This window comes from Bacteroidota bacterium, from assembly GCA_040388375.1.
Taxonomy (GTDB): Bacteria; Bacteroidota; Bacteroidia; order UKL13-3; family UKL13-3; genus JAAFJM01.
The window spans coordinates 169113-192857 of record JAZKBU010000002.1 but is presented as its reverse complement, the minus strand read 5'-3'; the positions used below and the strand labels follow the sequence as shown (position 1 = coordinate 192857).

15 protein-coding genes are annotated in these 23745 nt (G+C 35.4%); 7 read left to right on the top strand and 8 right to left on the bottom strand.

The features are described 5' to 3' along the window. The first annotated feature begins 13 nt into the window (after positions 1-13). From V4538_03045 to V4538_03030, 4 genes are all read left to right on the top strand, one after another. Positions 14-544, top strand: coding sequence for a DUF6580 family putative transport protein (locus V4538_03045; protein MES2379989.1), 531 nt, complete (start codon positions 14-16; stop codon positions 542-544). Between the two features lie 254 nt (positions 545-798). After that, positions 799-2877, top strand: a complete 2079-nt coding sequence (gene ppk1, locus V4538_03040; protein MES2379988.1) for a polyphosphate kinase 1 — start codon at positions 799-801, stop codon at positions 2875-2877. Positions 2878-2929: 52 nt separating this feature from the next. After that, the gene (locus V4538_03035; GenBank protein ID MES2379987.1) at positions 2930-3622 is read left to right on the top strand and encodes a hypothetical protein; all 693 of its coding nucleotides are present in this window, start codon (positions 2930-2932) and stop codon (positions 3620-3622) included. A gap of 3 nt (positions 3623-3625) precedes the next feature. Then, positions 3626-4303 (top strand): Sir2 family NAD-dependent protein deacetylase, encoded by a 678-nt coding sequence (locus tag V4538_03030; GenBank protein MES2379986.1) that lies wholly within the window; start codon positions 3626-3628, stop codon positions 4301-4303. A gap of 1 nt (position 4304) precedes the next feature. Here the strand turns inward: V4538_03030 and V4538_03025 are convergent, their stop codons facing one another. The 7 genes from V4538_03025 to V4538_02995 all read right to left on the bottom strand — a co-directional run bounded on the left by V4538_03025 (position 4305) and on the right by V4538_02995 (position 11759). Then, positions 4305-5651: an exonuclease domain-containing protein gene (locus tag V4538_03025; protein MES2379985.1), complete on the bottom strand. Its 1347-nt coding sequence runs from the start codon at positions 5649-5651 to the stop codon at positions 4305-4307. Between the two features lie 17 nt (positions 5652-5668). Then, positions 5669-5932: a VF530 family protein gene (locus V4538_03020; GenBank protein ID MES2379984.1), complete on the bottom strand. Its 264-nt coding sequence runs from the start codon at positions 5930-5932 to the stop codon at positions 5669-5671. A 98-nt stretch (positions 5933-6030) separates the two neighbouring features. Beyond that, positions 6031-7413, bottom strand: coding sequence for an NADH-quinone oxidoreductase subunit N (locus tag V4538_03015; GenBank protein ID MES2379983.1), 1383 nt, complete (start codon positions 7411-7413; stop codon positions 6031-6033). Positions 7414-7442: 29 nt separating this feature from the next. Then, positions 7443-8906: an NADH-quinone oxidoreductase subunit M gene (locus tag V4538_03010; protein ID MES2379982.1), complete on the bottom strand. Its 1464-nt coding sequence runs from the start codon at positions 8904-8906 to the stop codon at positions 7443-7445. Between the two features lie 11 nt (positions 8907-8917). After that, complete coding sequence (gene nuoL, locus V4538_03005; GenBank protein MES2379981.1) at positions 8918-10855, bottom strand: NADH-quinone oxidoreductase subunit L; 1938 nt, start codon at positions 10853-10855, stop codon at positions 8918-8920. Positions 10856-10932: 77 nt separating this feature from the next. Continuing rightward, on the bottom strand, positions 10933-11253 hold the full coding sequence (gene nuoK, locus V4538_03000; GenBank protein ID MES2379980.1) for an NADH-quinone oxidoreductase subunit NuoK: 321 nt from the start codon (positions 11251-11253) through the stop codon (positions 10933-10935). Positions 11254-11255: 2 nt separating this feature from the next. After that, positions 11256-11759, bottom strand: coding sequence for an NADH-quinone oxidoreductase subunit J (locus V4538_02995; protein ID MES2379979.1), 504 nt, complete (start codon positions 11757-11759; stop codon positions 11256-11258). 287 nt (positions 11760-12046) lie between these two features. Between V4538_02995 and V4538_02990 the strand changes: the two genes are divergently transcribed. The 3 genes from V4538_02990 to V4538_02980 all read left to right on the top strand — a co-directional run bounded on the left by V4538_02990 (position 12047) and on the right by V4538_02980 (position 23139). Next, positions 12047-14869 carry a PAS domain-containing protein gene (locus tag V4538_02990; protein MES2379978.1) on the top strand — a complete coding sequence of 941 codons (2823 nt, stop codon included), beginning with the start codon at positions 12047-12049 and terminating at the stop codon, positions 14867-14869. 57 nt (positions 14870-14926) lie between these two features. After that, entirely contained in the window at positions 14927-16591 is a 1665-nt protein-coding gene (gene paaN / locus V4538_02985; GenBank protein ID MES2379977.1) for a phenylacetic acid degradation protein PaaN, read from the top strand. Between the two features lie 182 nt (positions 16592-16773). Next, positions 16774-23139, top strand: coding sequence for a PKD domain-containing protein (locus V4538_02980; GenBank protein MES2379976.1), 6366 nt, complete (start codon positions 16774-16776; stop codon positions 23137-23139). A gap of 8 nt (positions 23140-23147) precedes the next feature. Here the strand turns inward: V4538_02980 and V4538_02975 are convergent, their stop codons facing one another. Further along, entirely contained in the window at positions 23148-23684 is a 537-nt protein-coding gene (locus V4538_02975; protein MES2379975.1) for a hypothetical protein, read from the bottom strand. Between the last annotated feature and the right edge of the window lie 61 nt (positions 23685-23745).

Sequence of the window (23745 nt, the reverse complement as noted above, 5' to 3'; positions counted from 1 at the left end):
AAGGATACTAACCATGAATAAAAGATTTTTAACTATAGTGGGTTTAATTGCTGTTGCAACTATTTGCCGTTTTTTACCACATCCACCTAATTTTACGCCAATTGGTGCTATTGCTTTATTTGCAGGAGCATTTATAGCGAATAGATATTTGGCTATTGCATTGCCTTTAATAGCTTTGTTTATAAGCGATTTGTTTTTAGGTTTGTACGGAGCCGATATGATTCCTGTTTATGCTTGTACTGCTTTGGTAAGTGTTTTAGGAATTGCCATTAGCAACAAAAAAAATCCGGGCTTTGTAATAGGTGCTTCATTATTGGGTTCTATTGTATTTTACTTAGTAACTAACCTTGTTTATTTATATGCTGCTGACAATACTTATTACCCGGTTAATTTTAGCGGATTAATGCAAAGTTATTATGCTGCATTGCCTTTCTTTAAAAATTCATTGCAAGGTGATTTATTATTCACTACTATTTTATTTGGTGCTTACTACTTGTTAAGAGTAAATGTACCTTTCTTAAAAGAAGAGAAAGCTAAAGCATAGTCTTTACCTCATCCATATTTAAAAATCCTGCTATAGCTTTATAGCAGGATTTTTTTATGCACTCAATTTTTGGGTACTTTTCATGGCTTTAGTCAAAGTTTTAAAATTAACTGGCAATGAGTTTACTAAGATATAGTGTTCATTAAATAATTGTTATATCTTCAATTGTGGAATTTGTTGTGCAAATAGTATGGTCATTTGAAAGCACTTTTGTCGTTTATTTGGATTATTAAATTTGGAAAGTCATTTAGGTTATGATTAAAAGTAATAAGAACTATTTATTTAAAGACCGCGAAATTAGTTGGCTGTATTTTAATGAAAGAGTTTTGCAAGAAGCCGAAAACCCTGCAACTCCTTTAATGGAGCGTATTAAGTTTCTGGCTATTTTTTCTTCTAATTTAGATGAGTTTTTTAGGGTAAGGGTAGCCCAGTTAAGAAGGGTACAAAGGGTAAATGGAAAAAAAGCCATTAGCGATGTGCAAAATAGCCCTAACGAAATTTTAGATGCTATACAGTACAGAACCCAAATATTACAAGACCGATTTAACAAGATTTACCAAAACAGCATACTACCTAGTTTAGCGGAAAAGAAAATTTTTCTGGTAAACGATTTACAAGTAAACGAAACGCAGAAACAACAGGTAAAGGAATATTTTAAAGCCAATATTATTAATTTACTTTTTCCTATTGTTATTGACGATTTAAGACATACACCACATTTAAGAGACAGGTCAATTTACTTAGCTGTTAGTTTAAATGATAGTACCGGTAAATTAATTCCTAAACATGCCATTATAGAAGTACCCGTTGGTGCTTTAAATAGATTTTATCAGTTGCCAACCAATGAAGATGGTAATTTTATTATATGTTTAGAAGACATTATTAAATTAAACTTAGGCCGAATATTTCAACAGTACGATTATGATACTTACGAGGCATACATTATTAAAATAACCCGCGATGCGGAGTTTACTATTGATGCAGATGATAGAGATTATACGGTTACGTTATTAGATAAAATTCAAAAGAGCATTAAACAACGCTCCAAAGGTTTGCCTACCCGTTTTGTGTACGATGCGGCTATGCCACAGGAAATGCTTGACTTGTTTACTAAAAAATTAGATTTAAAAAATGTAAACAGGGTAGCAGGAGGAAGGTATCATAACTTTAAAGACTTTATGGATTTTCCGAAAGTAGGCAGCCCGGAAGATTATTATGAAAACCATCCACCTTTAAATATTGGGGAGTTAGATAAAGCCAAAATACTTTTTGATGTAATTAAAACCCATGATGTATTGTTACATCATCCTTATGAATCGTTTGACTATTTAATTCGTTTGTTACGTGAGGCCGCTATTGACCCGGGGGTTCATACCATTAAAATTACTTTGTACAGGGTAGCCAAACATAGTAATGTGGTAAATGCTTTGATTAATGCGATTAAGAATGGAAAAATTGTAATTGTGCTAATGGAGTTACAGGCAAGGTTTGATGAAGAAGCTAATATTTATTGGACTAACCAATTGCAGGAAGCAGGTGCTCATGTTCACTTTGGAAAACCGGGGCAAAAGGTACATACCAAATTCTGCTTAATATACAGAAAAGAGAATAGTCAAACGGTTAAATACGCTCATCTTTCAACGGGCAATTATAATGGCATGACCAGCCGTGTGTATAGCGATTTTGCTATTTTCACCAAAGATGAAAGATTAACCAGCGATTTGGAAATGCTTAGTGACCAATTGTTTTTGAATTTAAAACGCGGAACATACAAGCATTTGTTAATAGCACCTGATAACATGAAACGCAGGTTCCTAGAAATGATTGATCAGGAAACGAGCAATAGCAAAGCGGGTAAGCCGGCTTATATTATTGCTAAAATGAATAGCTTGGTTGATAATGATGTAATTAAAAAATTATACGATGCGAGTATAGCAGGGGTAAAAGTTCAATTGATTGTGAGAGGCGTTTGTTCATTAGTACCAAGGGTAAAGGGCTTAAGCGAAAACATTGAAGTAATAAGCATTATTGATAAATTTTTGGAGCACTCAAGGGTGTATATATTCTGTAACAATGGCAATGAATTGATTTACCTGGCCAGTGCCGATTGGATGAGCCGTAATTTAAATAACAGGATAGAGTGCGGTTTCCCCATATACAATGAGGAAATTAAGAAAACGATAAAGGATATTATAAATTTACAACTGAATGATACCTGTAAAGCACGCAGAATAAATGAAAATGGTGAAAACGATTATCTGTTAAGTGATTGCAAGGATAAAAACAGGTCGCAAGTTGAAACGTATAATTATTTAAAAAATTTGCATTCATAGCTTTTAGTAATGCTAAATAATTACGATTGCCCTTTATATTTGCTTAACGTAAATGGGTAAAAAAATATTAAGAACTATAGGTTATATATACATTGTTTTCTGCATAGCTATGGCGTGTATGTGGTTTACTTCTTACAGACCTTTTATATTGGGTTACCATCAGTTTTACTATTCGGAAAAGGCTTACAGAAAAACATGTGATGAAATAAAGCAGAGTAATAAAAACCTAACGGTAAACAATGCCCAACAAAACTTAATTAATAACTTTACTAAACACTTGTTACCATTTTGGTTGGGTACGCGTTGGAGTTTTTATGGAACTACTTATGTGCCCGGTGAAGGCAGCATAGCTTGTGGTTATTTTGTAACTACAGTATTACAACACTTAGGTGTTAAACTGGATAGAAATGCTTTGGCTCAATGTGCTTCGGAGGAAATGATAAAAACCTTATGCTCAAAAAGTAATATTACTTATGCCAACAATGCTTCTTTACAGGAGTTTAATAATGCTATCCTTCACAAAGGAAGCGGACTTTATATTATTGGCTTGGATAATCATACCGGGTTTATATTGGTACAAAAAGGCTTGGCTTATTTTATTCATTCAAGTGGGCGTTTTCCTTTTGGTGTAGTGAAGGAAGAAGTATTGACAAGCACGGTACTTGAAAAATCTTTTTATAAAGTATTTGGAAAAATAAGCCACGATGCACAGTTTATACGTTTGTATTTACCTTCTAGTAATTAAATGATGAAAAAGTTAGTTGTATTATCGGGTGCAGGTGTAAGTGCTGAAAGTGGTATTAAAACATTTAGAGATAGTGGTGGACTATGGGAAGGTTATAAAATAGAAGAAGTGGCTACCTACGATGCCTGGTTACGCAACCCAACTATGGTGCAGGACTTTTACAACATGCGTAGAAAAAACGTATTGGAAGTAAACCCTAACGAGGCACATTATTTACTAAAGGAATTAGAAAACAGGTACCACGTACAAATAATTACGCAAAACGTTGACAATTTACATGAGCGTGCGGGTAGTAAAAACGTATTGCATTTACATGGCCTTATCACACAAGCTAAAAGCACTATCAATGATTCATTGATTTACGATATTGATGGTTGGGAATTAAAAATGGGCGAAGTATGTGAATTGGGTTCGCAATTAAGGCCTAATATTGTTTGGTTTGGCGAGTCAGTTCCTGCTATTGAACAAGCTGTAGAAATGGTACAGGAAGCGGATATGATGTTAGTTATTGGTACTAGTTTACAAGTATATCCTGCGGCCGGTCTGCTTGATTATTTTAACCCTCAGCATAACCTTTATGTAATAGACCCTAATCCTTTACCTATTCGTAATTATAATAACCTGGTAAGTATACAGGAAGTGGCTTCAAAGGGTATGCAACAATTGTTGGAACTCATATAGCTTATAACCAAACTAATTTTTCAGGATAATTACTGGCAAAATTGGCTACCTGATTTTGCATAAAGAAATTCTCTTTGTATTTTTTAATGAAGGTGATTACTTCATCTATATTGTTGGGTTCAATATTTTTTGGTACGTAACCCATACCTATCAGTTTACCTTTATCAACCCAAATGGCTGAGTATTCTTTTTTGTTCCGGCCTTTATCTACTATTAAATAACTGTCTTTATTGCTCAGGGCAATAATTAAATCATTCACTTTGGCATTATAGTTAAAAACGGTTTCCTGTTTTTTGCAGGCGCAGGTTTCGTTTGCGCAAGTCAGTTGTACGCCACAAAGCTGCGGGCAAAGATCATACTCATTGGCCAGTAATTGAATGTTTTCAATGGCTTGTATTTTACTGCTAAACTCTAACAGTGGTTTTACATGGCGGTGTTTGGTCATTAACTCAAAGCCTAAACGGATAATTCCATTCCTGTCTTCGTAATCATATAAACCATATTGCGCATCGTATCTTTTTTGTGCTTTGTTAAACTCTGGCCAATGGTGTTTTATTTCATGCGATTCTAATAACAATGCCATTAATTCGGTAGCTGTTTCTTCAAACGATATGGTATAAATATCGCGCATAAAATTTTGTTTTTGTCGGTTAGGGGAGTTGTTTGAAAAGTGGCTGCTTACCCTTGATTTAATTGATTTGGCTTTGCCTATATAAATTATTTTTCCTGCCTGATTATGGAAGTAATAAATACCCGGTTTGTCCGGTAAACTATCAAACTGCTCTTTGGGTAAATTAGGAGGGAGTACCTGCTCTTTTGAATTGCGTTTGAGCATTTGGTTTATATGCTCTTCGTTATCACGTTTAAGCAATAATTCAAATAGTTTTACGGTAGCCTCTGCATCGCCTTGCGCCCTGTGCCTGTCGCTTATGGGTATTTTTAAATAACCGCATAAATTACCTAAGCTGTATGAACTGTAACCCGGAATTATTTTACGGCTTAACCTTACAGTGCATAGTTTTTTGCTGTTTAATTCATAACCACAAATACCTAAAGCGTATTTAATAAATGAGTAATCAAAATTTACATTATGGGCTATAAAAATGGGTCCGTTTAGATAGTTGAAAATAGTTTCAGCTACCTGACTAAAAGCGGGTGCTTTTGCTACCATTTCGTTGGTAATACCTGTAAACGATTCAATATACCGAGGTATTTCCATACCCGGGTTTATAAGTGTCTGGTATTGCCCGGTTACTTTTTCGCCATCGTGCAAAAAAATACATATTTCGGTAATACCGTTGCTGCTAGCATGCCCGCCCGTTGTCTCAATATCTACTATAGCATACATATAGGTTTACTAAGCAATTAAATGGCGGTATTCTCCGCTTTGCCTTTTTGAATTCTTTTTAAATTGTATTCGTACATGACTTCTACTTTTGTTCTGGCCCAAGGTGTTTTTCTTAAAAAAGCCAAGCTTGATTTAATGCTAGGTTCATGCATAAAACATTTTATCGGAATTTTAGCTGCCATTTTCTCCCAACCTACATAGGCTACTAAATCGGTTAGTATAGCTTCTAACGTAATACCATGTAATGGGTTATTAGCTTGTGGTTTTTTAGTGTCGGTCATAAAATGGAGTAACGGCTATTTGTATTATTCAATATTATAAAAAAATAAAGGTTGGTGAAAGCACCAACCTTTATTTAAATAGGATGTGCAAGGCTTAATTATAATAGCTTGGTAAATATACCCGGATAAATGCCTAAGGCAATACTTAAAACCAAACAAAGGGCTATTACTAATTGGTAGGTAAAACTTGCAGTAATGGTAAACTCATTAGCGGGTTTGTTATACATAGCTACTATCACTTTCATGTAATAAAATACACCAATAATAGAACTTACTATACCTAGTAAAGCTAAATCCTGATAGCCATTGCGAATAGCTTCACTAAAAATAAAATACTTACCAAAGAAACCTGCAAATGGTGGTATGCCTGCTAAACTTAACATAGCCATGGTTAAACAAGCTGCTAAGAATGGATTCTTTTTGGCTAAACCATTAAAACCACTAATACTTTCAGTTTCGGTAGCTTTAAAAACAGTAATGGCTATAGCAAAAGCAGCTAAACTGGCTACTGCATAACCTACTGAATATAAAAATAGTGCACTATCTGTACTACCTTGCAAGCTGATAATAGCTAATAACATATAGCCGGCATGGCTGATACCTGAATAAGCTAAAAGGCGTTTAAAATTATCTTGTACCAGGGCTACTAAGTTTCCTATTAATAAAGTAGCAGCACAAGAAATAGTTAATATAATTTCTGCTTTACCCATAGCAAATACAAAACAAGTTGATAGCAATTTATAAAATGCAGCAAATGCAGCTATTTTAACCAAAGTACTCATTAAAGCAGTAATAAGGGTAGGGGCTCCTTCATATACATCGGGCGACCAAAAATGGAAAGGGGCTGCTGATACTTTAAACAACATCGCAAATATCATTAGTAACATACCAACTATAAATAAAGGATCTAATTTATCTGCATGGTGTTGCATATAACTACCAATTCCATCAATAGAGAAAGTACCTGTAACACCAAATATTAATGCTATACCAAACAGTAAAAAGGCACTGGCAAATGAACCCATTAAAAAGTATTTGAAACCCGCTTCGTTTGATTTTACTTCGAACCTGCGGCTACCAGCCATTACATACAATGAAATAGATAAAGTTTCAATACCCAAGAATAACATAGCCATGTTTGAATAGCTAAACATCATTAAAGCACCACATAGGGTAAACAGGAGTATAGCCATGTAATCACTTATATGTTTTTCATCATCGCTACTGCTATAAAATTCGCCAGCCATAATTAAAATAATAAGCATAATAAAAAGAGCTAAACCACTGAAAGCGGTAGAGAAATTAGTATCGCTTAACATGCCATTGAAATGTGTAGCCGGATGATTCCAGGTTTGCAGGTTAAGACTGAATATGACTGCTAAGCCTATTACCAAAATTGGAATTAAATACTTACGCAGGTTAAATATTTCGGCTACTAAGCCAAATAATCCTAAACATGCTGTATATATTAATGTATTCATTAATGAATGATATAATTAAAAGTTTGAAATTATTTGATGGTACTTAATTTTACTATTTGATTAGATGCCGGCTCTACAAGCTCGAGCATTGGTTTAGGAAACAAGCCAAATGCAAAAATTAATAAAACAATAGCAATTAATACTACTTCTTCATTCCATTTTACATCTTCAAATGTATTTACATTTTCGTTGGTATTGCCAAGCATTACTTTCTGGTACATGCGTAACATATATACAGCACCTAAAATAATGGTTAAACCACCTACTAAAGCGGCCCAGCTATTGTATTCAAATAAACCGTATAGTAATAAGAATTCGCCTATAAAACCATTGGTTAATGGCAAGGCTACTGAACCTAATACTATAATCATAAAGTAGGTTGCAAAGCGAGGTGCCAATAAGCGAATACCACCTAAGTTATTGATGTTATTGCTTCCAGTACGGTTCATAATAATATCGGCACAATAAAATAAGCCAACTACATTAATACCGTGAGCAAGCATTTGTGCCATACCGCCTTCTATACCTTGTAAGTTAGCGGCAAATATACCTGCTGCAATAAGGCCAACGTGCGCAATAGATGAGTAAGCAAATAATTTCTTTAAGTCGGTTTGCATAATAGCAATAACCGAGGCATATACAATTCCTACAATACATAAGCCCATGGCTAAATAGGTATATTCCTCTACGCCACTAGGTACAACTGGTAATAACCAACGTACTAAACTGTAAAGGCCCATTTTTAACATAATACCTGAAAGTAACATAGTACCTTGTGTAGGTGCTGTTTGGTAGGTATCTGGCTGCCAGGTATGAAATGGTATAATAGGAATTTTAATAGCGTATGCTGCAAAAAATAACCAGAATACCATGCCTTGTTTACAGGTACAAATAGGGTTTTGGGTTAAATCTAACCAGTTAAAGGTGTGCGAAGGTGTATTCCAATACAGGTAAATAAATCCAAACAACATTAATAAGCTACCTGCTAAGGTGTAAATAAAGAATTTTAAAGTTATTTGTCCTCTGTTGGCACCACCCCAGTTTAATGAAATGAAGTAAATAGGTAATAAGGCTAGCTCCCAGAACAAGTAATACAAAATACCATCAAAGGCCACAAAAACACCAATCAAGGCAAATTGCATTAACAATACTAATGAATAAAATATATGGGTTCTGTCCTGTGTGCGGTTAAAACCGGCAAGTACTATCAATGGTAACAACAGATTGGTTAAAAAAACCATCAGCATGCTGATACCATCTAAACCAATTTGGAAATTTATTTGCGGGCTTTTTATCCAGGCTTGGTTTATGTTTACCAGTGAACGTGCATCGGAACTCATATCAATACCAATAAATATTTGGTACACGTAAATAGTAAATACCAATTGTATACAAGTAACAACTAAGCTAAACCATTTTGCCGACTCTCCTTTTAAAAAGAGTGTAACAAAGCTGGCAACGAGTGGTATAAGTAATAATATAAGGGTTAACATTAATTATAAATTTAAAATTTAACTACACTATAAATTTGAACAGCTAATAAAATAATCATGCTTACTACCATAGCAAACATATAAAATCCTACATGACCGGTTTGTATTAGTCTTAACAAACGACCTACTTGTGTGGTAACAAATGCTACGGCATGTACAAATAAATCAATAATCAGTTTATCAATTAAAACCAAAAACAAGTCGCTCAATAACATAATTGGTTTAACAAATACGGTATCGTAAATTTCATCTACATAAAATTTATTGGCTACTAATTTGCTAACGCCTTTTAATTCACTATCAGCTACCGGAGTTTGTTTTTGCATTACGTATTTGGTGTAAGCAAATGCAATACTCACAATGGCTAATACTACTGCTGTAGCTATTAAAATCCATTCTGTAGCATGGCTCATTTCGTGCCCGCTAGGTAATATTTGTTTTGACTGTGTAAATACAGATGATAAGTAATTTTTAAATGAGTGGGTATGACTGATAACTGGAGGTAAACCAATAAAACCTATTACTACTGAGCAGGCTGCTAAAATAATAAGTGGAATGGTCATTACTGCCGGACTTTCGTGTATATGGCTTTTAACTTCATCTGTTCCTCTGTAGTTATTAAAGAAGGTTACATATACTAACCTAAACATATAAAAGGCAGTTAACATGGAACTGAATGATAAAAGCCCCCATATAATTTTATTGTGCTCAAAAGCAGTTGCTAAAATTTCGTCCTTACTAAAGAAACCTGCAAAAGGAGGAATACCTGAAATGGCAATAGTGCCAATTAAAAAGGTAAGGTAGGTAACTTTAATAAATTTATTTAAGCCTCCCATGTTACGCATATCCTGCTCATTGCTTAAAGCGTGAATAACTGAACCTGCACCTAAAAATAATAGAGCTTTAAAAACAGCATGTGTTACCACATGGAACATACCGCTTTCAAAAGCACCCATACCCATGGCTGCAAACATTAAACCCAGTTGCGAAACAGTAGAGTAGGCCAATACTTTTTTAATATCGGTTTGTAATAAACCAATAATAGCTGCAAACAACGAAGTAACCACTCCAACAATCAATACTATATCAAGTGTAAAAGGTGCTAAAGCATATAAAACATTAGAACGGGCAATCATGTAAATACCTGCAGTAACCATGGTTGCAGCATGTATTAAAGCTGAAACTGGAGTAGGTCCTGCCATGGCATCCGGTAACCAGGTGTATAAAGGTAATTGAGCTGATTTACCCATAGCGCCTACAAACAGGAATAAGGTAATGAAAACAATCATTGGATTGCCAATGCTTAAGGTCCTTGCTTTGCTCATTACTTCGGTATAGGTAAGAGAGTTAAAGTAAAACAGCATCATAAACATGCCGATTAAAAACCCTAAATCACCAATCCTGTTCATAATGAAAGCTTTTTTAGCGGCATCATTATAAGCTTGGTTTTTAAACCAAAATCCAATTAATAAATAACTGCATAAACCAACACCTTCCCAGCCAATAAACATAATCAGGTAATTATTACCCATTACCAATAAAAGCATAAAAAATACGAACAGGTTTAAGTAAGAAAAGAATCTGGAGAAACCTTCATCGTGGTGCATGTAACCAATAGAGTACAAATGTATTAAACTTCCTATACCTGTAATAACCAATAACATGGTAATGGTTAACGGATCAATTAAGAAAGCAAAAGGAATAATGATATTTTTAAAATGGAACCAATTGGTCAGTGTAATGGTTTGGCTTGCTCCAGCCGGTAAATTAAAGAATAAGTAAAGCGAGCAAATGAAAGAGCCTGTTATAGCAAGGGTTGCTATCCAGCCTGATGCATGGCCTATTTTTTTACCAAATAATGCATTTAAAAAGAAACCTATTAAAGGCAGTAATGGAATAAGGATTGCCGGTAATTGAAGGTTAATTTCTTGTATAATTGTGTCGGTCATTTTTAAGTTCTTAGTTTTAAGTTCGAAGTACTTATTTTTTATTTTTAATATTTATAGTTTTCGGTTACTGTAATAGTTTACCACTTCATTCTACTTAACATATCAATATCGGTAGAAGCTATATTGCGGTAAATACTAACAAGCAATGCCAATCCTACGGCCACTTCTGCGGCAGCTACCACCATAATAAAGAATACAAATACCTGTCCGTCAGCATTGCCGGCATAACTGCTGTAGCTTACCAATAAAAGGTTTACTGAGTTAAGCATTAACTCTATGCACATTAATATAATAATGGCATTTCTGCGAAGTAATACGCCCATTACACCAATGCAAAACATAAAAGTACTTAGTAATAAATACCAATTTTGAGGAACCGCTTGTATTGTGTTTTCCATAATTAATTAAAACGTTCTTTTTTTGCTAAAACCACAGAACCAATCATTGCCGATAAAAAGAGGATAGAAGCAACTTCAAAAGGTAAGGTGTACTCGTTGTATAATTTTAAACCAATATTTTTAACGTAGCCTATTTCAGATAATTGAGGAGCTACGTAAGCTGAATTGATATTGCTTTTCATAGCTGCCATTAACAATAAAAATAAGGCACCACCCGAAATAACAGCAGCAAATTTTAACAGCAAAGGTTTGTGAGGTTCAGTTTCTTTATTGAGGTTTAACAACATAACAGTAAACAGGAATAAAACCATAATGGCACCCGAATAAACTATAATATGTACTACCGCTAAAAACTGCGCATTAAGCATAACAAAATGGCCTGCAATAGTAAAAAAACAAACAATAAGCCATAGAACGCTATAGATTGGATTTTTGCTAAATACCACAAACAAAGCGCTTAGCAATGTAAATGCAGATAAAATGTAAAATATTATTTGACTTGTCACTGGTAAATTTGGTTTTTTAAAAGCACGCAATAATAGTAATTACAACCAAATTTTCTAAATACTTTGCCAAAGGTTTAGTTTTTGTGGAAAGATTTTAGGCCATTTGAATTTATACAGGGGAATTTCATTTTAATCCATTAATTCTGTGGTTGCTATTCATGAAAACAAAGTTTTTGAATGGGTAATTTATTAAATGATTGTTTAGTTAGAATATTTTAATTATTTTAAATAGATAATTACACAAAAGTTGAAAAACAGGTGTAAACATAATTTTTTATATTTTACCTATGAACAGTCATTATAAGCTTGAAAACAGAATTTTATTGAAGGTAACCATGTATGCTTCAATATTGTCTGCGATTGCTACCTTTACCAATATATTTATTCATTTGTATGTTCCGGCAATAGTTTCTTTTGCAGGAGCTCTGGTTTATTTTTTTATTTACAGAACACTTCGTTCAGCTAAAAAAACATTTTTAAGTAATGAGTTAGTTATCATTACTTTTTATATTTACTTCACGGCTATTTGGTTTTGCAATGCAGGTTCAAACGGAAATGCTATTTTATTGTTTACCGTTTTATTCTTTACCTCCTTTGTAACTATTTCTGAAAAGAAACACCCTTTTTTTATTGGGCTGTCCATTTGTTTAATTCTGATGCTGTACGGGATTGAGTATTATTTTCCAAACCTAATTTTTCAGCCATATCATTCTATTGCCGATAGGTTTATAGATATTGTTGTGATAGCAGTTTTAATCATTTTTATGGTTAAAATATTGATAGACATAATAAAAGCCAGCTACAGCCATGAACGCAATTTGGTAGAACTGAAAAATGTAGAACTGGAAACAAGCAAAAAAATGTTGTCAGACAGCCAGATTTTCTTTAGCAAACTGGCCGAAAATATACCGGGTGTTAGTTTTCAGTTTGCTATGGATGTAAATGGGAAAACAACATTTAACTATATAAGCGGAGCGGTAGAAGAAATTTATGAAATAAGTCCGGAACAAGTTTATAAAAAACATTTTGTACTCTTTAAAATGATTTCAAAAGAAGAGTTGTCTTTGTTTATAAAGGAGGTTAATTTTTCGTTTAATCATTTGACAGATTTTAAAAATGAACATAAAATAATAACACCAAGTGGAAAGACAAAACGAATTTTCGCACAGGCAAAACCCGAAAAATTATCGGATGGTACTGTAGTTTGGTATGGCTACAGTCAGGATATAACAGAAAGTAAAAAGGAAGAAGAAAAGACACTGGCTAGTGAAAGCAAGCTTAGGTTTATAAGTGAAAATACTTCTGATGGTATTGTAGTATTAGAAGAGGGTTCTATTACTTATAGCTCTAAATCATACATGAAAATGTTTGGTTATTCACAAGAAGACCAAATAGACAAAACAGAAGAAAAAATATTGAGTTTAATTCATCCTGATGACAAGGAGGATTTGTTGAAAAACGTTGAAAATGCAGTAGCTAAACAAGAGAAAAATTTAGTAGTGGAATACCGCTATTTACACAAAGAGGGTTATTATGTGTGGCGAGAAGATACCGTTAATTTGTTTTATGATGAAAATGGAAAAAATGTAAAAGATATAGTTGTAGCCAGAGATATTACAGAGCAGAAAAAAAACAGAATTGAGTTTGAGCAAGTAAAAAGTATGTTAGAACAGACTAGTTCTATAGCAAAAGTGGGTGGCTGGGAAGTAAATATGTTAACTAAAGAAGTGATCTGGACAGATTTAATTTACGAGATATATGAATTGAATGAGAAAGAGTTTAAGCCAGATATTTTCTCCACATTATCGCCTTTTAAAAAAGGACACAGCAGAAATGTAATAATTGACTTTTTTAAAAACGTATTGTTAACAGGTAAAGAGTATGACGAAGAATTAGAATTGATTACTGCAAAGGGCAATTACAAATGGGTTAGAGCCATAGGAAAACCATTGATGCAAAACAAAGTGTGTGTAAAAGTTTATGGCACTTTACAAGACATTACCTTACAAAAACAAAAAGATTTAAAAATAAAGGAATTAGCCTTAGTGGCTTCCAAAACGACCGATGCCGTTATTATAACCGATGCCAATTCAAATATAAGTTGGGTTAACAATGCCTTTGAACACATGACCGGTTATACCCTTGACGAAGTAATTGGTAAAAAACAAAGAGAATTGTTGTTAGGTCCCAATACTTCACAAGAAACTATTAAAAATATACTTAATGCAGGTGCTAACCATAAACCTATAAAAGAAACCATTTTAAATTATAACAAAAATGGACAACCCATTTGGTTTGATGTATCCATTACCCCCGTATTTGATGAAAAAGGTGTTTGCACCAATTTTATTGATGTAAAGAAAGATGTAACCGAGCGCATGGAAAAACAACAACAGTTAAAAGCATTAACTGATGTGACTACTGACCAAAACAAACGTCTGCTTAATTTTGCTTATATTGTTTCCCATAATATTCGTTCGCACTCAGCCAACCTAACAGGCTTAGTTAATTTAATTGAAAACAACGACAACAAGGAAGAGGCAGAAACCTTATTTGGTATGCTTAAAACAAGTACCCATAAGCTGGAAGAAACCATTCAAAATTTAAATGAAATTATTACCATTCAAAACAATTTAAACCAATCAAAAACAGTATTGAATTTAAAAAGGGAAATGGAAAAAACCTTTGCCGTGATAAGCGATACTATTTTAGAATCGAAAGTTACCCTGATTAATAATTTAACCGAAGATACCATGGTAGAAGTAGTGCCTGCTTATTTAGATAGTATTTTATTGAATCTATTGACAAATGCCATTAAGTACAGGGCATCCGAAAGAGAGCCTGTGGTTACTATAAGCAGTGAACAAGACGAAAACTACATTGTATTACTGGTAAACGATAATGGCTTGGGAATGGACTTAAACAGGTTGAAACATAAACTATTTGGTATGTATAAAACATTTCATAACAATGCAAATGCAAGAGGAATAGGCTTGTTTATTACCAAAAACCAAATAGAAGCCATGAATGGAAAAATAGAAGTAGAGAGTGAAGTAAATGTAGGTACCACTTTTAAAATTTATTTTCCCGTGAATAATGGTAAAACTTAAAAATATTAAATACGCTTTGCTTGTCTATTTCAGTTTCAAGCCTATTTTTGCCTAATTATGACAACTCAGATATTGAATCTTTTTGAAAAACATCAGGCAGTTTTAAATACTGCAATAAAAGCTTTAAGCGACCGTACTTATTATACTCCATATCCTGAAAATCCTAAGGCCTACGCTGAAGATGCTGATGCGAAAGCAAAGGCTTGGATAAGTGCGGCCATGAACAATGACTTTAAATCGTTAAAGCAAAGTGGAGCATCAACTTGGCATGGAGAAGAAATATCTCCTTTTTTACAAGTTGGTATAGGTGTACAATATCCAATTTTTGCTGTTGAAACATTAATAGGGAATGCTACCAATGCACAAAAAACATGGAGCAAAACCGATGTAAATACACGTGCAGCTATTTTAATAGAAGCATTAGAAAGAGTTTCGGCTCGTTTTTTCGATATAGCTTATGCTACCATGCACACTACCGGCCAAGCATTTATGATGAGTTTCCAGGCAAGTGGGCCTCATGCCAATGACCGTGCTTTAGAAGCAATAGCTATGGGATACCAAGAGTTAACACGTTTTCCTGAAAATGTAGAATGGGTAAAAAACTTTGGTAAGTTTGATTTAAAAGTAAATAAAAACTTTAAGCCTTTTGCCAAAGGGGTAGGTTTAGTAATAGGTTGCTCTACTTTTCCTGTTTGGAATACTGTGCCGGGTTTGTTTGCAACCTTAATAACAGGAAATGCCTGTATCGTTAAGCCACATCCTAAAGCTATTTTAGCAATAGCCATTGTTATTGAAGAAATACAAAATGTTTTAGCTGAAAATGGTATTGATACCAATACCGTTCAATTAGCGGCCGATTCAAGCGAAAACCCGATTACCAAACAATTAGTAGAACATGCTGCTGTTAAAATGATTGACTTTACAGGTAGCTCACAATTTGGTAATTACGTAGAGTCGTTACCTAAATTAACCTTTACCGAAAAAGCAGGCGTAAACAGCTTAATACTTGATTCTGTAAACGATTTACAACCCGTTTTAGCCAATATAGCATTTTCAGCCAGTTTATACAGTGGCCAAATGTGTACCGCTCCGCAAAATATATTTATTAGCAAAGATGGTGTACAAACAGCCAATGGAGTAGTAAGTTACGATGATGTGGTAGCTGGTTTAAGTGCAGCTATTACCAATTTGGTTGATAACCCGAAAGCAGGCCCCGGCACTTTAGGAGCCATTCAAACCGAAGCTACTTTTAAAAGAACCAAAGAAGCTAAAAATAACGGAGGTAAACTTATTTTAGATACCAAAGCAATTAAAAATGAAGAATTTGTCGATGCACGAATAGCCACTCCGGTTATTATGGAAGTGAGTAAAGAGCAAAAAAATATTTTTAGTGAAGAGTGTTTTGGACCCATATTATTTGTGGTTAAAACCGATGGATTAGCTAATTCATTAGCCCTCTGCAAACAATTGGCCGAAGAAAAAGGAGCCTTAACTTGTGGCGCTTACACTACAAACGAAGAAACCAAACAAACCATTGCCGATGAAATGAATGAAGTTTTTGTTCCCGTAACATTTAACTTTTCAGGTGCAGGTTTTATAAACTCACACGCAGCTTTCAGCGATTTTCATTTAACAGGTGGAAACGCAGCAGGAAATGCAAGCTTTACCAATGCCGAGTTTGTAAGCAAACGTTTTGTTTGGGTTGGTAACAGATGGATGTAATAATTAGTTAAAAGTAAAATAATATAAACTACAAGGAGTCTTCAATACTATTTAGTTTTGAAGACTTTTTAGTGTTTTTGATAAAAATATTATGCGAGAAATGACACTATTTGTTTGGGGTAGTGTAACAACTTTCGATATTTATTACTTATTTTGCTCCTTATTTGAATGGCGGTATTTTAATGGTTAACGGTTTTAAAAAAATATTTTCTTTATTCTTATTTGTGCTTGTTTGTGTGTTTTTCGGTAAACAGGCACAGGCATGTACAAACCTGACTGTCAGTTTTTCTACCTCATCAACAGGGTGTGGTATTCCCAAAGCAATAAGTATAACTAACTTAAGTACAGGCTCATTAGCAGCCACTACCAGTTATATTTGGAAAGTAAACAATACCCGTTTCGACAGTACTTTTGGTAATAGTACGCCAACTGGATTTACCGCATTAACACCTGGTACCTATGTATTTAAAGTGCTGGCCAGAACACCGGGCGGATGCTGGGATTCATCATTTACAGCCAGCGTAATAGTAACCTCATTTGCCAAAAGAGTTTTTAATGGCTTTAACGTAGCCACCTTTACACCTGTTTGGAATAATTGTATTATCAATCCCGTAGCACCTAATTCATTTACCCTTAATTTAAGTTCTCCCGATACACTGAATACCTATACCATTATTTGGGGTGATGGCGGGCCCAATAGTTCAGGTGCACAATTATTACCCGGTAATATAGAAACGCACACCTATACCACATTAGGCAATATTCCTATTAAAATAGTAACAGTAAACAACGGTTGTACTGATACACTTTTGGGTACCGTTTTTAATTTAAGGCCGGTAAGTTCTTCTATCAGGCCGCTTTCTCCGGGTCAGTTAGCAGGGTGTGCTCCCCATAGCATAACCTTTACCGATTCAACCGTGTATGCTTTTCCCGGAACCGTTATTACATGGAACTTTGGCGATGGTACCATTATTACCCGGAACTGGACACAAGCCAATACTCCGATATCGCATACCTATCCGAGTGTTGGAAATGGTAATTGCGTATTTACCGTTTCTTTATCTACGTTCAATCCCAATTGTAATACAGGTAATTCATCTACCTATTCCATTTCACCCATTTTAATTTTTGATAAAGATATTGCAGACATTGGTACCCCAACCAATTTGTGTAATCCCAATTTAACCTATACTTTAAATAATACCTCAGCCAATAATTGTATAACAGGTCAACGTTATTACTATTGGGATTTTGGCGATGGAATCAATACAGGTTGGATTACCAGTAAAGGAGCCCAAACACACACTTTTCCAACTATTGGTACTTACACTATTATGTTAATTGATAGCAATGGTTGCGGCAGCGATACCGATTATGCAACCATAACTATTAACAAACCACCCATTGCTGGTTTTAACATGACCCCTAAATTTGGCTGTGCGCCACTGTTGGTTTCCTTTGTCGATACATCATCAGGTGCAGGTCTTACGCGCAACTGGACATTAGTAGGAACCACACCAACTACTTCCACAGCGGCCAGTTTTACTAGGACTTTTAATAATCCCGGAACTTTTGTGGCTACCCTCAGGGTGAGTAATGTATGCGCTACCAATGTTACCGTCCGGGATACTGTCCGGGTATATGCAAAACCAGTCGTCAGTATAGCTAATGCTTTGCCCGGTTGTGTGCCACATACGGTGCAATTGCAAAACAATACCGTCAATATTTCGCCACAAGCTAAGTTTTTATGGCGTTTTGCTAATGGCGATACATCAACTTTACGAACACCCCCGGTTTTAAACTTTAATACTCCGGGAGCTTATACCGTTAAATTAATTGTAACTGATACCTGCGGAACCGACTCAACAAGCACGGTTATAAATGTAAGTACCAAACCCATTGCCAGTTTCACTGCGCCAACCGTTTGCAGGGGCGATTCTTCTGTTTTTACCAGTACATCTACATTAGCCCTTGGCGATATTGTAACTTCATACCGTTGGTATTTTGGCGATGGCGATAGCTCAAGCTTAGCCTCACCCAAACATTTGTATGCTACAGCCGATACTTTTCAAGTTGTTTTAAAAATTACCAGCGATAAAAGCTGCGTTGATTTTGATACTATGTCCGTTATTGTGAAGGCTTCGCCCAACGTATCGTTTGTGAGTACACCTGCCAGTGTTTGTTTAGGTACAGTAGTTAATTTTAACGGAACTGCCACTACTGCAGATGGTGTTATTACCGGCTATTACTGGACATTTGGAAGTACCATTCTCGACTCGGCAAAAGTAGAAGATACAGCCTATTTATACCCAAGTGCCGGCACTTACAATGCTACCTTTACAGCTTATAACAGCACCGGTTGTTTTTTTACGTATAGGCAAAATGTGGTTGTTAACCCAATACCAGACTCACGCTTTTTAGCAGTAAATGCTTGCCAGGGGCAAAAAACACGTTTTATTGATAGTTCAACCGTAACCAATGCCAATACTATTACCCAATGGGCATGGGATTTTAACAACGATGGTATAACAGACAGTACCACACAAAACCCTACGTTTGTTTTTAACTCGGCTAATAATTTTAAAGTTAAACTCACCGTTGGTACCAATAATAATTGTTACAATACCGATTCCGTATTGGTAAATGTAAATGCTATTCCAACGGTGCAAATAGCAGCCAGTAGTAATAGCTTATGCAAACGCGATTCATTAACCTTAACAAATACCAGTATAGGAGCTATTCATTATATATGGAAGTTTGGCGATGGCTCAGCCGATTTGTTAACCGATAGTACAACAGGCTTTAAGAAAGCCTATGCTGATACTGGGCTTTACGTAGTAAAAATGACCGCCATCAGCACCAATGGTTGTAAAGATTCAGCTACCTTAAATATAAACTCAAGGCCTTTCCCTATAGCTAGGTTTACTGTAAACGATACCATTTCCTGTGCACCAAAAGTATTTACATTTACCAATCAATCCCAGTTGGCTGATAATTATACTTGGATGGTAAATGGTTTGAGTAACTCTATTTTAACCAATAAGCCCGATACGCAGGTTTCATTACCCAACCAAACAGTAGAAATAAAGTTAATAGCTAAAAACATATATGGCTGCAGGCAGGATACAGTTACCAGAACATTGAAAACTTTAGCTAATCCATTACCCGACTTTTTACTTTCAGCCGATTCCGGTTGTGCACCGCTAAACGTAGTATTTAGCAATGTGTCAGCTAACTCAACCAGTTATATGTGGAACATAAGTAACGGGCTGACAAATACAGACAGCAATACCTTTTCAACCTTTGTAGCCTCAGCCACAAACGATACTACTTATTATGCTAAACTGATTGCCTTTAACGGACCCGGTTGTAAAGATTCCATTGTAAAACCAATTAAAGTTTATCCTAAACCCATTAGTAATTTTACAGTAAGCGATAGTGCCAATTGTGGTCCTTTAGCAGTTAATTTTACCAATACATCCGTTCATAAATTCGGAGGTACTATTAATGATTTTAGCTTTGATTGGAATTTTAACAACGGGCAGCAATCTGCTCAAAAAGATCCGAACCAAACATTTACCGCATCAGGTATTATAGATACCAATTACTTGGTAAAACTAATAGCTACTACTAAATATGGTTGTAAAGATACAGCTGCCAAAAACATTCGGGTATATCCAAACCCAAAATCAAAATTTGCTGTAACCACCAATAATGGTTGTGCGCCTTTGGCGGTTAATTTCTTAAATCAATCCTATCCTAACGATACCGGTTCTATTTCCATTATGAATTTTAACTGGAGTTTTGCCAATGGTTTAACAAGCACAGTTTTAAACCCGTCAAGTACCTTTATAGCCAACCCAACCAAAGATACCATATATAATACAAGGCTGATAGCCTATAGTGAACATGGTTGCAGAGATACCGCTTATCAGGATGTAAGAATATATCCTAAACCATTGTCATCATTTAGCGTTTCCGACACGGCAGGTTGTGGTCCTTTAAGTGTATTGTTTAGCAATGCTTCATTGCCCTACGATACAGGAAGTATAAACGACATGACTTTCAGGTGGGATATAGGCAATGGTTTTATCAGCATATCTAAAAATCCAAGTGCACAATATTTTGCAGCCCCATTAATTGATACCGTTTACCGTGTTCAGTTAATTGCCGTTAGCGAGCATGCCTGTAAAGACACTTCAGTTAAAACAGTTCGTGTACATCCAAAACCAATAGCTTCGTTTACGGTAAATAAAACACAAGGCTGCGGACCACTACAGGTTAATTTTACCAATACAAGCCAAATAAGCACCAAACACAGGTGGATTTTTGGTGATGGCGATTCCTCGTCAGCAACATCAGTTGCACATACCTATCAGTCATACGATTTATTTGATTCCATATACGATGTAACTTTAAATACCGAATCGTTATACGGTTGTAAAAGCGATACACCAAGCCGAAGCATTATTGCACGTTATAATCCCATAGCTGATTTCACTACTTCAGTCGACTCCCTTTGTGGAAGTGGAACGATAGCCTTTTTTAACCTGTCAAGCGGAGGGGTTGGTAATAACTGGACATTTGGTAATGGTACAACAAGTACTGCTTATAACCCGGTTAAAAACTATACAGGATTACCAATAAAAGATACAAGCTACACCATAAAACTAGTGGTTACTACACCTTATGCATGTAAAGATTCTGTGGAGAGAACAATTAAAGTAAACCCTTTACCGGATGCTCATTTTTTACCTATTTCAAATGGTTGCACACCTATTAAAGCCAACTTTAACGGCATTACTTCACTAAGAGCTGTAAAATACGAATGGGATTTTGGCGATGGAACCAACGACACGGTGATGAGCAGTTCAAAACTATTTGAAAACACAACGCCATTAATTAACCGTTCGTTCCCCGTTGTTTTAAAAGTATATTCAGCAAGTGGTTGTACCGATACCGCTAAGCAAACAGTAACCGTGTTTCCAAAACCGGTAGCTAATTTCTCTATTAGTAAAACCAACAGATGTGATACTGCAGAATTTAAAGTATTGAACAGCACATTAGGAGCCACCAGTAATTACAGATGGAATTATGGTGATGGAGTGCTTGAATCAGGTTTGTTCAACCCAAGCCATATTTTCCCAACTCGAACCACTATTGATACCAATTACGATGTAACCTTAATTGCACAAAGTATCAATACCTGTTTCGATACCGCTGTTAGGAATGTGCTTATTAAACCATTGGTTATTGCAAGCTTTACCACAGCTACTACCTCAAGTTGTTCAAACTTAAATGTGCAAATGGCTAATACCTCCCGAAACGATGTTAATTGGTTTTGGACATTTGGCGATGGGGCAGGAAGCCAGTTGCGCAACCCTACACACGTATATACAAATCCGGGTACGTACAAAGTTTCATTAATCAGTTACGATGCTTATGGCTGTAGCGATACCGTTGAAAAATCAAATTATATCAATGTGTACGAAATGCCAACGGCTAACTTTCTAGCCTCACCACAACCTATTAATCTACCCAATACCACGGTCAACTTCTCCAATATTTCATTCCTATCAACAGGTACATTAACTTACAGGTGGAATTTTGGGCATATAGGTTCAGGCGATAATACATCCGCTTTAAAAGACCCTTTACATACCTATGCTGATTCCGGTAACTATACCGTACAATTGATCGCTACAAGCGATCAAAACTGTATTGACACAATTGAAAACATCATTAGGATAAGTCCACATATTCCGGCTGCTGATTTTACTTTTGATTTAGCACAAGGTTGTTCACCTTTAACCGTTCAGTTTACCAATAAAAGCACTTACGCACGTTCGTACCAATGGAGTTTTGGCGATGCTTTTAGCGATACCAGTGCCAACCCGCAACATACTTATACTTTCCCGGGTGTTTACAGCGTGTTTTTACGCGCTATTGGCGAGGGTGGGGTAGATGATACCATTATGGCCAGTATTATAACCGTACATCCTGCGCCAAAAGCCAATTTTAATGCTTCGCCATTAACGCTTTATTTACCTGATGCATTGCTTAGTTTACTCAATACTTCGTTTGATGTGGTAAAAAGTAAATGGACTATTTTTGATGAAAATAACGCAGTATTATTTACCGATACCAATTTAAATTCAGAATACTTGTTTAACAGTGCGGCCAGCTTCTCCGTAAAACTGGTTGTAATGAATGCCTTTGGCTGTTTAGATAGTTTGACAAAACTAAATGCTATAAAAGTAGGTGAAGGCGGAAGCATTGTAGTGCCAACTGCATTTACGCCCAATGCCGATAGCAAAAACGATGTGTTTATTCCTTTAACAACAGGCGTGCTTTATGGCGATTACTCATTTAGAATATATGACAGATGGGGACAAAGAGTATTTGAAACAGCCAATTTAAAAGAAGGCTGGGACGGAACCATACGAGGAGGCGAAGCCACTATTGATACCTATGTTTGGGTAGTAGAAGGCCGGTATATTGGAGGTAAACAGTTTAGTAAAAACGGACAGTTTACTTTGTTGAGGTAATTGCAGAATTAGAATTTTACAGTAAGTCCGGTTTGCAAATATGCTATACTGGAGCCAACTTCTAAACCAATCCCTAAATTTTCAATAGGGTAGTATCGTGCTCCTGCAAAGCCACCTAATAAAATGCCACCTTGTTTATTAGCAGTAACAGGTCCACCCATATAACTGACAGGTACTTCAACACGGCCTTTACCTATGTTATAACCAAAATTTAAACCGGCATAAACATCCAGTTTTTCTATAGTCTCAAAATGATAAGCTGCATTGGCACCAAAAAAGGTATAGTCATAAATATACTTAAGTCCATCCCTTTCGCTGCTTGTTTGTGTGTATCCGCCAAATAAGCCAACACTTACTTCTTCACTTACTCCATATTCTAAATTGACCATATAAGGTAATACAGTCGATTTTTCAGCACCTCTTGCTAAAGTTGATAACAGACCTACACGAGCACTAATTAGTTTAACACCCGGGTAATAAGCCTGCGAGTAACCGACTTTGCCAAGTACCAGCAATAAGGAAGCAAAAATTAATTTTTTAGTCATAATAAAAAAATCCTTGCAGCTTTGGGCTGCAAGGACTGGTATATCAATTTAAAAGTAATAA